Genomic DNA, 13382 nt, shown 5'->3' on the forward strand with positions numbered 1-13382 from the left:
TGTGAGTTGATGCAAAGACAAGACTGTTTCGTACTAGATGAGTGAATAGGAGGTTCTATGCCAAAGAAAATGCAGAGACACTTATTACTACTGAGTACATTGGTGCTGGTATCTGCTTGCGTGCAGCTCAAGCCGCCGACACAAGGTGACCAACAGAACTGGCAAGATTTTGGTTACCAGTGGGCGATGAAAGGCTACATCATTGAAAGCCAGAATGAACTTGCCAAAAAAGTGCCGAATATCAGCGATGATAATTTCAAAAGTTATCAATCGGGCTATCAATCTGGAAAGAATGAATATTGTGAGCAAGACCCGTTCATTCTTGGGCACCAAGGAAAGATCTACTATGGCATCTGTAATGACTTAGATAGACGTTACGCCGAAGAATATTGGCGTGGCAAGAATGCCCGCGCTCGACGTTGATAAGGGGGGAGAAATGAGAGTGTTAATAGCATCCCTAACCTTGTTGCTGTTGGTCGCTTGTGCGCAGTCTTCAGGACCAGCAAGCAATGAGCCGAGCGATTGGCGTCAATATGGCAAAGAGGAAGCGCTGGTTGGTTATGTCAAACAAACCAAGCAAGAGCTAGCAGCGGCTGCAACGGTTTCAGTAACGAATGAGATCTACAGTGCGTATTCTGATGGGTACGAGCAAGGAAGAGCAGAGTACTGTAAGCAAGACCCCAAGATTCTGGGTAAGAAAGGCGAGCTCTATCGCGGCATTTGTGATGAGTTAAGGCCGACGTTTCGTACTTGGTACAACAACGGCAAAGCCTCGCGGGGCCGAAGCCTTTATTGAGCAGTAAAGCGTCATCCACAAAAAAGCTCTCGAGCGTTAAGCCGAGAGCTTTTTAAATGCTGTTTACTTCGATTAATTACCGTTTCGATTACTTACCTTGCGCGCGGTCGTATGAAGACTGAATCTCATCACGAGCGGCTTGCACGTCAGCCCAACCGTCCACTTTCACCCACTTACCTGCTTCGAGCTCTTTGTAGCGCTCAAAGAATTGCGTGATTTGAGCTTTTAGTAACTCTGGGATATCGCCGACATCTTGAATATGGTCGTACTCTTTTGAAAGCTTGCTGTGTGGAACTGCAAACACTTTTGCGTCTTCACCTGACTCATCAGTCATCTTCAAGACACCAACTGGGCGGCATCGAATCACTGATCCTGGCATCAATGGATAAGGCGTTGGAACCAATACGTCTACCGGGTCTCCATCCAAAGAGAGCGTATGGTTAACGTAACCATAGTTACATGGGTAGAACATAGGGGCAGACATGAAACGATCGACAAATACTGCGCCAGAATCTTTATCTACTTCGTACTTGATAGGGTCTGCGTTGGCAGGAATTTCGATTACTACATAGATGTCATCAGGCAGCGACTTACCCGCTGGTACATTGTTTAAGCTCATTTTGACTTTCCTTTTTCTTTATACATCATTCCCTTTGACGCAAGGAATGTGGGGCTGAAACACGAATCGTTTACAGGTCAGTATACTTGCTTACTTTTGAAACAAAAAGTGCCTCTAATGAGAGGCACTTCGAAGTTATTGGTCTTTATACTCTTCGAGGAATGATTCGACTTTTTCGACCATTCGCTTAGAGCCGACAAAGAATGGCACGCGCTGGTGGAGCTCAGTAGGCTTGATATCCATGATGCGCTGTTCACCATCTGAAGCGACACCGCCGGCTTGCTCCATAATGAATGCCATAGGGTTGCACTCGTAAAGTAGACGCAGTTTACCGCTTGGGTGACTCTGCGTACTTGGGTACAGGTAAATGCCGCCTTTTAGCAGGTTGCGGTGGAAATCGGACACCAATGAACCAATGTAGCGTGACGTATACGGACGCTTATCTTCTGGCACATTCTCCTGACAGTACTTGATGTACTTCTTCACACCCATAGGGAAACGAATGTAGTTTCCTTCGTTGATCGAGTAGATAGTGCCATCTTCAGGGATCATCATATTCTCATGAGATAGGCAGAAGCTGCCGATCGACGGGTCATAGGTGAAGCCGTTAACGCCTTTACCGGTTGTGTATACCAACATGGTTGATGAACCGTAGACGACGTAGCCTGCGGCAACTTGTTTGTTACCAGGCTGCAGGAAGTCTTCTTGAGTAGGAGGAGTGCCTACCGGAGAGATTCGACGGTAAATAGAGAAGATAGTACCAACCGATACGTTAACATCGATGTTTGATGAACCATCTAGAGGATCCATCAACACAACATACTTAGCGTTCTTGTTGAGTTCTTTATTGAACGCAACTGCCTCATCTTCTTCTTCACTCGCGACACCACAAACTTGGTCACGCGCTTCTAGCGCTGCTTTGAACTTATCGTTCGCATAGACATCAAGTTTTTGTTGAGCTTCGCCTTGAACATTGTCTGTGCCAACAGCACCAGTGATATCAACAAGACCAGCCTTGTTGATTTCGCGGTTAACAATTTTTGCAGCAAGTCTAATAGAAGACAAAAGAGAGGAGAGATCACCGCTAGCGTGGGGGAAATCATGTTGCTTCTCAACAATGAATTCGCCAAGGGTGCGCATATCAGACATGTTATATCCTTAACTTTTTTTGCTTGTTTTCTTGGGGGTATGTGCGTGGAGAGACGCGTAATCAAACGATTGCGCGAGTTTGGGGGTATTCATCTACACACATGGTTATTGTAGGGGGCAGAACTTTTTAATGGTAATGAAGTAAGACTACAGAGTGTTAATTTGTATGATGAATGTCACATTTATTTGTCTAACCACTAACTTTCTCGCTTTTAACACGCGCTTTGGGTATATATAGCGACAATGGCGTAAACTAACACGCAACAAAGATTAAGAGAGCAAGTTATGCATATTCATATCCTTGGTATCTGCGGCACTTTTATGGGTGGCGCTGCCGTTTTGGCGCAGCAGTTAGGACATCGAGTGACGGGCTGTGATGCCAATGTCTACCCCCCAATGAGCACCTTATTGGAATCTGAGGGTATCGAGATCATCGAGGGCTTCGACCCATCGCAGCTTAACCCTGCACCAGATCTTGTTGTTATCGGCAATGCAATGAGTCGTGGCAATCCTTGTGTCGAGTATGTACTTAATCACAATCTTCGATACACCTCAGGTCCTCAGTGGTTGCAAGAATTCTTACTGCATGACCGCTGGGTATTGGCGGTATCAGGAACTCATGGAAAAACCACGACGTCCAGTATGCTGAGCTGGATATTAGAAGACTGCGGTTATCAACCGGGCTTCTTGGTTGGCGGGGTGTTAGGGAACTTTGGTCAGTCGGCAAGGCTAGGTGAGTCGATGTTCTTTGTCGTCGAAGCGGATGAGTACGACAGTGCTTTTTTCGACAAGCGTTCTAAGTTTGTACACTACCACCCACGCACCTTGATCATGAATAACCTAGAGTTTGATCATGCGGACATCTTCGATGATCTTGAGGCGATCAAGCGCCAATTCCACCACTTAGTGAGAACCGTGCCAGGTAACGGTCGCATTATGGCGCCGAAAGCCGATAAAGCCTTGGTGGATGTGTTAGGGCGTGGCTGCTGGAGTGAGGTCGAGCACACCGGTCCTGACGCCGACTGGCATGCGAATAAGCTAAATATCGACGGCTCACACTTTGAGGTCTACTTGCACGGCGAAAAAGTGGGGGAGGTCAACTGGGATTTGGTTGGCGATCACAATGTGGATAATGCACTGATGGCCATCGCTGGGGCGATACATGTTGGAGTAATACCGGATCTCGCTTGCGAAGCGCTGGGTAAATTCATCAATACCAAGCGACGCTTAGAGCTAAAAGGTGAAGTCAATCAAGTGACGGTCTATGATGACTTTGCTCATCATCCAACAGCCATTGAACTCACATTGGATGGGCTTCGTAACAAGGTCGGCGATAAGCGAATCTTTGCGGTTTTAGAGCCGCGCAGCGCAACCATGAAGCGCGGCGTGCACAAAGAGACGCTGGCGCAATCTTTAACCAAAGCCGACCAAGTCTTCTTGTTCCAGCCAGATAGCATTGAGTGGTCCGTGCAAGACATTGCTGAGGCTTGCACTCAGCCTGCTCGCGTCAGTGATGATATCGATTCACTGGTCGCAATGATTGCGGCTCAGGCTCAAGCGGGTGATCAAATCCTCGTCATGAGTAACGGCGGTTTTGGTGGCATTCATCAGAAATTACTGGAGGCACTTGCCTAATGAAACCGGCAGACAAAGCCATTACTCTTGCATTCACTGGCGCGTCAGGCGCGCCCTATGGCATGCGCTTGCTCGAATGTTTGCTTGCTCAAGATTACATCGTCTATCTTCTCATATCTTCCGCAGCTCGCGTGGTGTTGGCGACCGAGCACGATATCAAGCTGCCAAGTGGTCCAGATGCTGCACACAAAGCCCTAGTCGAGCGCCTTAACTGCGACCCAGAGAAGCTGGTTGTTTGTGGTAAAGAGGATTGGTTCTCTCCTGTCGCATCAGGCTCTGCGGCACCTAAGCAAATGATCGTTTGTCCATGCTCTGCGGGCAGTGTGGCGGCAATTGCGCATGGTATGTCAGATAACCTGATCGAGCGTGCTGCGGATGTGGTCATCAAAGAGAAAGGTCAGCTTCTTTTGGTGGTGCGTGAAACGCCATTTTCGACCATTCATCTGGAGAACATGCACAAGCTGTCACAGATGGGCGTGACGATTATGCCAGCGGCGCCTGGCTTTTATCATCAGCCTCAGTCCATTGATGACTTGGTGGATTTTATTGTTGCTCGCGTGTTGGATCATATGGGGCTTGAGCAAAACCTTGTGCCTCGCTGGGGATATGACCAGCGGTAATTGAGTGTGGGCTAACTGAATTTAAGGATAGATTTGGCGAATCTGTGACGAAAAGGTTACAATTCGCCTGCAAAAGGTTGTAACTCACGGGGTGCACTAGCAGTGGTGCTGAGAGAAGGCGAAGCCTGATACCCGCGTACTTTCGAGAACAGCCCTGATCCAGATAATGCTGGCGTAGGGATGAGGCTGCAATACTCACTGAGCATGTTCACTTGGTTTGAATCATGATGTCTGGTGACTGTTATTTCTGTCCATCGCATCGCGTTTAATAGCTCTTTGCTGCTATAGAACGTTCCGACATTTTTTCTGGATCTGACAACAATAACTAAGGACAGAACCAGTGAAAAACCACTCAATCACCAAAGTCGCTCTAGCGACCGCACTTCTTGCGACCTCTCATCTTGCCGCAGCCGACACGCTGACGGTCTACACCTATGATTCGTTTGCTTCTGACTGGGGACCTGGTCCTGCGATTGAGAAAGCATTCGAAGCACAATGTGGCTGTGATCTAAACTTTGTTGCCCTTGACGATGGTGTCTCGATCCTTAATCGACTGCGCCTAGAAGGCAGCAGCACACAAGCTGATGTGGTGCTGGGTTTGGACAACAACTTGATGAGTGAAGCGAAGAAATCAGGCCTGCTCGAGAAGCACAACGCAGACTTGTCTTCCGTGTCACTACCAAACGGTTGGAGCAATGATATTTTTGTCCCATTTGACTACGGGTATTTCGCGTTTGTGTACAACAAAGAGAAAGTGACTAACCCGCCTAAGAGTCTCAAGGAGCTGGTCGAGCAGCGTGATGACCTAAAGGTTATCTACCAAGACCCTCGCACCTCCACGCCAGGGCAAGGCTTATTGCTTTGGATGAAGTCGGTGTACGGTGACGATTCTAGTGCGGCATGGCAGCAGCTAGCGAAGAAAACCGTGACGGTGACTAAGGGGTGGTCAGAAGCTTATTCGATGTTCCTAGAGGGTGAATCGGATCTTGTATTGTCGTACACCACATCGCCGGCTTATCACATTATTGCTGAGCAAGATAATCGCTTTGTCGCGGCTGACTTTGCTGAGGGTCACTACACTCAGGTTGAAGTTGCAGCGAAAGTAGCGGGCAGTAAAAATCAGAAACTCGCCGACGAGTTTATGCAGTTCATTGTATCGGACGGCTTCCAATCCAACATCCCAACTGGAAACTGGATGTACCCTGTTGTAGATAGTAAGCTGCCAGAAGGGTTTGAAAACCTAACTATTCCAGCGAAAGCTCTGTCGTTCTCACCAGATGAAGTCGCAAGCAATCGCAAAGCTTGGATTCGTGAGTGGCAAGCTGCGCTGATCAAGTAACGCCCAGAAATACGTTCGCCCTTCGTTTATATAGATAGGGGGCGAGCGGTTTTCGCTAACCGATGATGTCACTTTCCCATCCCTAGAGTGACTTTCTTCAGGCATCCACTTTCCATTGAGGTAACTGTGATTCAAACCCCTAAAGCTGGCTTAGTGGTCGCCTTGTTTATCGCAGTGTATGTGTCAGCGTCCCTGTGGACACTGCTGTCATACTCTTCGATCAGCGATATCGGTCTTCTCTTTACTGACCCGTATTATCAGCACGTTGCCAAGTTTAGTTTTTGGCAAGCAAGCCTATCTACGCTATTGAGCGTAGGGCTAGCCGTGCCTGTCGCTCACGCTTTCTCCCGTCGTCATTTTTGGGGACGAGAGTGGCTGCTCAAGTTGTTTGCTACTACTTTGGTGATGCCGGTTCTGGTCGGTGTGTTTGGTATTGTTGCCATCTATGGCAATCAAGGCATCATTTCAAGGTGGCTTAATGATGGCGCGGCGCTTTTTTCCATCTATGGGCTAAACGGAATTCTCCTAGCGCACGTTTTCTTTAATCTTCCCTTTGCTACACGTCTGTTGTTAGTGACCATCGAAGGCGTGCCGGAAGAGCAGCGTAAACTGGCGCTTCATCTTGGTATGAACAGTTGGCAATGTTTTCGTTTGGTGGAGTGGCCAAGGCTCAAATCGCATCTTCCCCATGTTATTGGGTTGGTCTTCATGCTGTGCTTTACCAGCTTTGCCACGGTAATGGCGTTGGGGGGAGGTCCACAGGCGACCACCATCGAGCTTGCCATCTATCAAGCGATAAAGTTTGATTTTGATTTACAGACTGGCGCTGTGCTAGCGCTGTGGCAGATGGGCATCTGCGCCTCATTAGTGATGTTGGTGGGACGCTTTAGCAAACAGGTATCGGGTAAGAGTAATTTTCGCACAAAACCAAGCCTACAGCCCAAAGACACGGTGTTGAAAAAGAGCTGGGATAGTATTTGGATCATAGCAACCCTAATGCTCGTTATCCCTCCGATACTCGCTATTGTGCTCAGTGGATTGAACTCAAAGTTGACGGGCGTGCTTAGCGACCTGCGCTTTTGGAGTGCTGTCAGCACGTCTATCCAAGTGGCCATACTTGCGGCATGTATCTCGCTGCTGGTGGGTGTTATCTTGCTCTCAACCACCCGTGTGCTTAGGCTCAAATCTCAGCCACGTCGCGCCGATAGCATTGAGCTCATTGGTACCATCATCTTAGTTACGCCCGCCTTAGTGCTCAGTACAGCAACCTTCTTGATGCTGCGAGGCATGACGAACGTATTTAGCTTGGCGTTTGGCATCGTGGTGTTGGTCAATGCCTTGATGGCACTGCCTTATGTCATCAAAACCCTAAATCAACCGATGCAGCGTATTGCGACACAGTACTATCCATTGTGGCAGAGCTTAGGCATGCAAGGATTACGTCGGTTCTGGTTGATGGAATGGCGTGCTATTCGTGCTCCGATTCTGCATGCTTTTGCCATCAGTTTCATTTTGTCTATGGGTGACCTGACCGTTATTGCACTGTTTGGCAGCCAAGATTTTAACACCTTACCGCTTTACCTTTATCAGTTGATGGGTAGCTACCAGCTTGAGGCCGCAGCGGTAGTGTCACTGGTGCTATTTGCTTTCAGCATTGGTATTTTTTCACTCACCGATTCATTGAATCGAGCCTCGTACTCACATACCGTCACGTCTCAAACCAAACGTCAGGAAAGCTCTCGTCATGCTGAATCTAAATAACGTCGCCTATCGTTACCATAGTGATTGGTTTCATTTCTCGCTCGAGGTAAAACGCGGCGATATTGTTTCCCTTATTGGTCCAAGCGGGGCTGGCAAGTCAACACTATTAGCTTTGGTCTCTGGCTTTTGTCAGCCAGAATCTGGCGATATTGAGGTCGAAGGGCGGGGTATTACGTCTTTGCAGCCTCATGAAAGACCACTCTCTATGTTATTTCAAGAGCACAACCTTTTCGACCATTTGACGGTGTTCGACAATATTGGGTTGGGATTGAACCCTGCGCTCAAACTGACCAGTTCGGACAAGGCAACGGTGGTCAGTGCAGCAGAAAAGGTAGGGTTAGGAGAGATGTTAACTCGCTTACCCTCAGAGCTCTCAGGTGGTCAAAAACAGCGAGTTGCCCTTGCGCGTTGTTTTGTGCAGCCGCATCCTATTTGGCTTTTGGATGAGCCTTTTTCCGCTCTTGACCCCATCCTTCGCAAAGAGATGCTGACGGTAGTGCAAGACTTGGCAACAGAAAAACAGGCAACGGTGATTATGGTGACGCATCATCTTAGTGACGCGCGTGCTATTGCCAATCGTTTTGCCTATCTTGCCAATGGCAAAATCGAGGTAATCGGGGAGATAGAAGAATTAACCTCAACGCACCCTAACCAAGCATTAGCGGCATTTGTACAAGCTGCGCATTAGGCAAACAAAAAGGCAACGAATCACTCCGTTGCCTTTTTGATATCACGATGAGCCTAACGTTTAGAACTCTTGCTCTTCTTCATGCTTCAGCATCTGGAAGATTTCACGGAATGCTTTTGCTGGCTTCCCGGCTTTTTTCTCTTTGTTTGCTTGACGAGCAAGTTGACGCAAGCGCTGACGGTCAAGCTCAGGGTAAAGCTCCATTGCTGCTGCAATTGCCTCATCACCCTCTGCAATGATGCGGTCGCGCAATTGCTCAAGCTTGTGCAGAGCTGCAGTAGATTGAGAGTGCTTGTTACGTACACGATCAAGAGCGGCTTGAATTGGCTCAGGATCTTCGGTGCGCATTAGCTTACCAATGTATTGCAACTGACGACGCTTAGCTTCGTTCTTAAAGCGCTGCGCATCTGCGATCGCTTCTCTCAGATCTTCGCTTAGTGGGAATTTATCCAACACAGCAGGTTTTAGATCAACCAACTCTTCGCCGAGTTTTTGTAACTCTTCCATGTCGTTTTTCATTTCGGTTCTACTTACCCAAATGATCTCTTCTTCCTCTTCCCAAGGCGCTTTCTGATTTTTGCGGGCCATGATGTCTGCCTATATCACTATCTCATTACGAATATCCGCTATTTTAGCAAGAAATCTGGGGAGAATGCGAAAACCTTGTTATTCTAGACAAAGTTATTGGCAAAGAATTAGATAAATATGGACGTAAGAGAGCAAGTCGCCCAGCAAAAAGCTGAGCTAGAAGCAGCAGTTGCGAAAGCGTTAGATATGGCTTCAGTAAGTGCAGATGCTGCAGAGGTTGCGATCACCAAGAGCACAGGTCTTAGCGTATCCACTCGCATGTGCGAGGTTGAAAATGTAGAATTCAACAGTGACGGTGCACTTGGCATTACCGTATATCGCGGACAGAAAAAAGGCAGCGCCTCTACTTCCGATTTGAGTGAGAAAGCGATAGCGCAGACCGTTGCAGCGGCATTGGATATCGCCCAGTACACCTCAGAAGACCCTTTCGCTGGTCCTGCGCCAAAAGAACTGATGGTAACGGATATACCAGATCTCGATTTGTTCCATCCTGATGAGCCTAACCCGGATACCGCGGCACAAAAAGCCATTGCCGCTGAGAAAGCCGCGTTAGCATATAGCGATAAGATCAAACAAAGCGATGGTGCCAGCTATGACAGCCACTATGGTGTAAAAGTCTATGGTAACTCGCATGGCTTGCTAGCGGGTTACGCCTCTAGCCGTCACAGTATCAGCTGTAGCGTGATTGGTCAGGGTGAAAATGGTGATATGGAGCGTGATTATAGCTACACGCTAGCGCGCCACCGTGATGATCTTTGGACACCAGAATCTGTTGGTGAGAAGGCAGCCAAGAAAACCGTTGAGCGTCTAGACCCAAGAAAGGTCAAAACGGGTCAATACCCAGTGCTGTTTGCCAACGATGTGGCAACTGGTTTGATTGGTCACCTAGTGATGGGTATCAGTGGCGGTAACCTTTACCGTAAGTCATCCTTCTTGCTAGATAAACTGGGCGAACAGATTCTGCCAGATTGGTTCTCAGTGCAAGAAAAACCGCACCTACTGCGCGGTTTGGCTTCAAGCCCGTTTGATAACGAAGGCGTTGCCACTAAGGACATGGATATCATTACCGATGGCAAATTAGCGACCTACCTGCTAACAAGCTATGCAGCGCGTAAGATGAAGATGACACCAACCGGTCACGCGGGCGGTATCCACAACTGGTTTGTGAAATCGACAGGGCAAGATTTTGATGCCATGCTCAAACAGCTTGGTACCGGTTTATTGGTCACGGAAGTGATGGGGCAGGGTGTGAACATTGTCACCGGTGATTACTCTCGCGGAGCGGCAGGCTTCTGGGTTGAGAATGGTGAAATCCAGTACCCAGTATCCGAAATTACCGTAGCCGGAAACCTTGCTCAGATGTTCCAACAGATCGTAGCGGTAGGCAATGATGTCGAAACTCGCTCACAGATCCAAACCGGTTCTATTTTGCTTGAGTCATTGAAAGTCGCAGGTGAATAACCACTCGATGACCAGATAGAAAAAGGGCGTCATTTTGCAATGACGCCCTTTTTATCATTTCGATTTTATGCACTACTCAAAGCAGATCTCAATAAAGGCATTACCCCATTCAGAGGTAAATGGCATGAGGATAATCGCGCCATCGCATTTGTGACGAATGGTGTGTCCTTTGCCCGAAACAACTACGGGTGTTGCCATATCAAAGTCAAAGCCATTTTCCGCGAGGATACGCTTCGCTCCGCCTGTTACCATATTGGTAATTTCACCCACCATATCGGTGACTTCTTCGTTTAAGCCGTGGGGTTTTTCCCCTAACATGTTTTGCATGATCTCGAGGGCTAATCCCTCTTCAAAGGTAATCGACATTGAGCCGCGGGTTTGATTCCCTACCATACCGATTAGACCAGAGACGTCGCCACGAGCGATTTCGTCTTTTTTAATTCTTGGCTTAAGTGGCTTGATCTCCATTGAAGCCATCGTTTTTAGCACGTTCATCAGTGAGGCTAAAAACGGATTTACAAATTCAGCGCGCATAACTTCTTCTATTTATTCTGCTCTTCCAATGATAAACACGTCTGGCATGTGCCGTGAGTTTCTATGACGTGGTTTGACAATTGGAAGCCATGTTTTTCAACGTTGCTATTAAGCAAGGCTATCAGAATATCATCTTGTAGTTCAACGACATTACCGCACTTGTCACAAATCAGCAGATGCGAGTAGTGTTTATGCTCACCAAATGAACAGCAAGAGACAAAACTGTTGGTAGATTCAACTCGGTGGATAAATCCTTGTTCTAAAAGAAAGTCTAAAGCGCGATAGACTGTTGGCGGTTTCGCTTGTGGTTCACTCACTTTTAACAGGTCAAGTAATTCATAAGCACTAGACGCCTTGTTACTTTCACAAATGAGTTCATACACACGCTTTCGCTGAGGTGTTAAACGAACTCCTCGTGCCGAGCAAATATCTTCTAGTTGTTTGATTAGCTTCTGATCCACATGTCCACCTATCTTAGCGAAGTCTGACTATTTTATACTAATTCCTCACATAGATCGTTAGTAGGCTGACTCGAATTTTCGTATTGACCGATTCGTCACTTTATTCTGCTGATGGCTCTGAATAAAGGGATGAAATATTTTGCAACATCAAAGTTGCCAAGTTGTATATTCGCACTGTTGACTATGAGGAGTCGGATACCTACCATGCGCCCATATTTTCACAGGAGAAATATTATGGAAAACGACAGTCGAAGGTGGATTACTAGCTCAAGAGCGCGGATCTTATTGGAGTAATATAGACTAAACATTGTTATCCCCTTCACCTTTTCTCGCTCTCTTAAAATGACGTTGGTTTCTTTCTCTGAAACTCAAACGTTATCTTGTTAGTAACCACCTGAAAATGAATTGTTTTGTCTATTGCTCGAATGGAGCAAGGGATCGTCATATCTAATAAAAAGGTGCGTTATCATGACCATTATTAACACCGTAAACGAATACAACCATCACCAAACCGTTAGCTTCGAGTCCGGCGCGACTCAAGTAGATTTCACTCTTTTTAATCATTGGATTGAAATGCGTGAGATACAAAAGCTTAACAAACATTTTAACGCTGAATACATTCAGCAAACGCTTTGTTTTACTCAGCAGTTATCGGCAGAGTCGCTTCAACGTCTTTATTCTCTAGAGGGGTTCGACTATCAGCAAGATATAGAGCGGTTTCTTCAAGCAAGGCATCCCGTTATCCATACTGTTAACTCCGCTGCAATGACAGTGTTCTATCATGATATGTCCGTAGAGCAGGCGAAAAAAGCGCTGAACAGTCTGTATGTTGAGTTTGCCTGTCTTACTATCGTCGACGATCTGGGACGGTTTGTTGGCTTAATTAAGCTGGATATTTTGTTTAAGTCTCAATCTAATTTAAAACTGTCTGAGATTGTACAGCATGCCATCAGCTGTCATTTTAGCGCATCACAAGAACATGCGGTGGCGCTACTCAAGCAAAGTCGTTTTGACGTTGTTCCAATCTTAAATAGTCAGGGACTTCCTGTCGGTTTGCTATCGGCTAAATCGGCGATAGATATCGTTACCGAAGAGCAAACTGAAGACATGGAACGATTGATGGGTATTCAGCAAGATGGTCATGTCGGCGACTATATGAGCCTGTCTGTTATGGAGCATGTGAGTAAGCGTATTGTCTGGGTAATAGGCTTAGCCATATTGGGTTTGTTTTCCGGTATGGTGATCCATAGTTATGAAGATGCAATTGAAGCGTTTACGGTTTTGGCCTTGTATATGCCAATGATAGCGGACTCTGGCGGCAATGCTGGCACGCAGTCTGCGACTGTGATAGTGCGCTCTCTGGCGTTAGGAAGCGTCAAGCTTCGTGACTGGTTGTCTGTGTTGTGGAAGGAGACACGCATTGCCATTGTTATTGGTGGTGCACTGGCTGTTTTCACCTTAGGGAAAGTGACCTTACTGTCTTATGGCGTTGAGTTGCCGGCGAATCTGACACTAACCATGTTGGGCTGTGCAATTGGCTTAGCACTCTTCTTCCAAATAGTCTCTTCTACCGTTATTGGCGCTATGCTGCCTATGATGACTAAACGACTCAACCTTGACCCTGCCGTTGTCGCTAGTCCAGCGATAACCACCATCGTTGATATTGGTGGACTGCTAATCTATTTCTTCTGTACTACTCGATTACTCGGTTTGTCTTAACCTCAGAGTAGG

14 protein-coding genes are annotated in these 13382 nt (G+C 47.1%); 9 read left to right on the forward strand and 5 right to left on the reverse strand.

Going from position 1 to position 13382, the window contains the following annotated elements; genetic code table 11:
* Positions 1-57 precede the first annotated feature (57 nt).
* Both AC6I8Y_RS01795 and AC6I8Y_RS01800 read left to right on the forward strand, forming a co-directional pair.
* Positions 58-423, forward strand: a complete 366-nt coding sequence (locus tag AC6I8Y_RS01795) for a DUF2799 domain-containing protein (RefSeq protein ID WP_394154628.1) — start codon at positions 58-60, stop codon at positions 421-423.
* A 13-nt stretch (positions 424-436) separates the two neighbouring features.
* The gene (locus tag AC6I8Y_RS01800; protein WP_394154630.1) at positions 437-796 is read left to right on the forward strand and encodes a DUF2799 domain-containing protein; all 360 of its coding nucleotides are present in this window, start codon (positions 437-439) and stop codon (positions 794-796) included.
* A gap of 88 nt (positions 797-884) precedes the next feature.
* Here the strand turns inward: AC6I8Y_RS01800 and ppa are convergent, their stop codons facing one another.
* Together ppa and fbp are read right to left on the reverse strand one after the other, a co-directional pair.
* Positions 885-1415, reverse strand: a complete 531-nt coding sequence (ppa, locus tag AC6I8Y_RS01805) for an inorganic diphosphatase (protein ID WP_128649142.1) — start codon at positions 1413-1415, stop codon at positions 885-887.
* 135 nt (positions 1416-1550) lie between these two features.
* Complete coding sequence (fbp, locus tag AC6I8Y_RS01810; RefSeq protein ID WP_252013222.1) at positions 1551-2564, reverse strand: class 1 fructose-bisphosphatase; 1014 nt, start codon at positions 2562-2564, stop codon at positions 1551-1553.
* A 285-nt stretch (positions 2565-2849) separates the two neighbouring features.
* Here fbp and mpl point away from each other — a divergent pair, with 285 nt between their 5' ends.
* The 5 genes from mpl to thiQ all read left to right on the forward strand — a co-directional run bounded on the left by mpl (position 2850) and on the right by thiQ (position 8607).
* Positions 2850-4199 (forward strand): UDP-N-acetylmuramate:L-alanyl-gamma-D-glutamyl-meso-diaminopimelate ligase, encoded by a 1350-nt coding sequence (mpl, locus tag AC6I8Y_RS01815; RefSeq protein WP_498020676.1) that lies wholly within the window; start codon positions 2850-2852, stop codon positions 4197-4199.
* Positions 4199-4819, forward strand: a complete 621-nt coding sequence (locus tag AC6I8Y_RS01820; RefSeq protein ID WP_498020677.1) for a flavin prenyltransferase UbiX — start codon at positions 4199-4201, stop codon at positions 4817-4819. Before mpl ends, AC6I8Y_RS01820 begins: the two co-directional genes overlap by 1 nt.
* A gap of 355 nt (positions 4820-5174) precedes the next feature.
* The gene (thiB, locus tag AC6I8Y_RS01825; RefSeq protein ID WP_498021420.1) at positions 5175-6158 is read left to right on the forward strand and encodes a thiamine ABC transporter substrate binding subunit; all 984 of its coding nucleotides are present in this window, start codon (positions 5175-5177) and stop codon (positions 6156-6158) included.
* A gap of 126 nt (positions 6159-6284) precedes the next feature.
* The gene (gene thiP, locus AC6I8Y_RS01830; RefSeq protein ID WP_498020678.1) at positions 6285-7919 is read left to right on the forward strand and encodes a thiamine/thiamine pyrophosphate ABC transporter permease; all 1635 of its coding nucleotides are present in this window, start codon (positions 6285-6287) and stop codon (positions 7917-7919) included.
* Positions 7903-8607 carry a thiamine ABC transporter ATP-binding protein gene (gene thiQ / locus AC6I8Y_RS01835; RefSeq protein ID WP_042478730.1) on the forward strand — a complete coding sequence of 235 codons (705 nt, stop codon included), beginning with the start codon at positions 7903-7905 and terminating at the stop codon, positions 8605-8607. The genes thiP and thiQ overlap by 17 nt, the downstream gene beginning before the upstream one ends.
* 60 nt (positions 8608-8667) lie before the next feature.
* Here thiQ and yjgA read toward each other — a convergent pair whose 3' ends face one another.
* Entirely contained in the window at positions 8668-9195 is a 528-nt protein-coding gene (gene yjgA, locus AC6I8Y_RS01840) for a ribosome biogenesis factor YjgA (protein WP_042478731.1), read from the reverse strand.
* Positions 9196-9312: 117 nt separating this feature from the next.
* On the opposite strand from yjgA, the gene pmbA reads away from it, so the two are divergent.
* Positions 9313-10656: a metalloprotease PmbA gene (gene pmbA, locus AC6I8Y_RS01845; protein WP_498020679.1), complete on the forward strand. Its 1344-nt coding sequence runs from the start codon at positions 9313-9315 to the stop codon at positions 10654-10656.
* A gap of 72 nt (positions 10657-10728) precedes the next feature.
* Here the strand turns inward: pmbA and AC6I8Y_RS01850 are convergent, their stop codons facing one another.
* Both AC6I8Y_RS01850 and zur read right to left on the reverse strand, forming a co-directional pair.
* On the reverse strand, positions 10729-11190 hold the full coding sequence (locus tag AC6I8Y_RS01850) for a chemotaxis protein CheX (RefSeq protein ID WP_234494614.1): 462 nt from the start codon (positions 11188-11190) through the stop codon (positions 10729-10731).
* Between the two features lie 8 nt (positions 11191-11198).
* Positions 11199-11651, reverse strand: coding sequence for a zinc uptake transcriptional repressor Zur (zur, locus tag AC6I8Y_RS01855; RefSeq protein ID WP_394154643.1), 453 nt, complete (start codon positions 11649-11651; stop codon positions 11199-11201).
* Between the two features lie 468 nt (positions 11652-12119).
* Here zur and AC6I8Y_RS01860 point away from each other — a divergent pair, with 468 nt between their 5' ends.
* On the forward strand, positions 12120-13370 hold the full coding sequence (locus AC6I8Y_RS01860) for a magnesium transporter (RefSeq protein ID WP_498020680.1): 1251 nt from the start codon (positions 12120-12122) through the stop codon (positions 13368-13370).
* Positions 13371-13382: the final 12 nt, after the last annotated feature.

The sequence above is a fragment of the Vibrio sp. KUL78 genome (assembly GCF_059725505.1).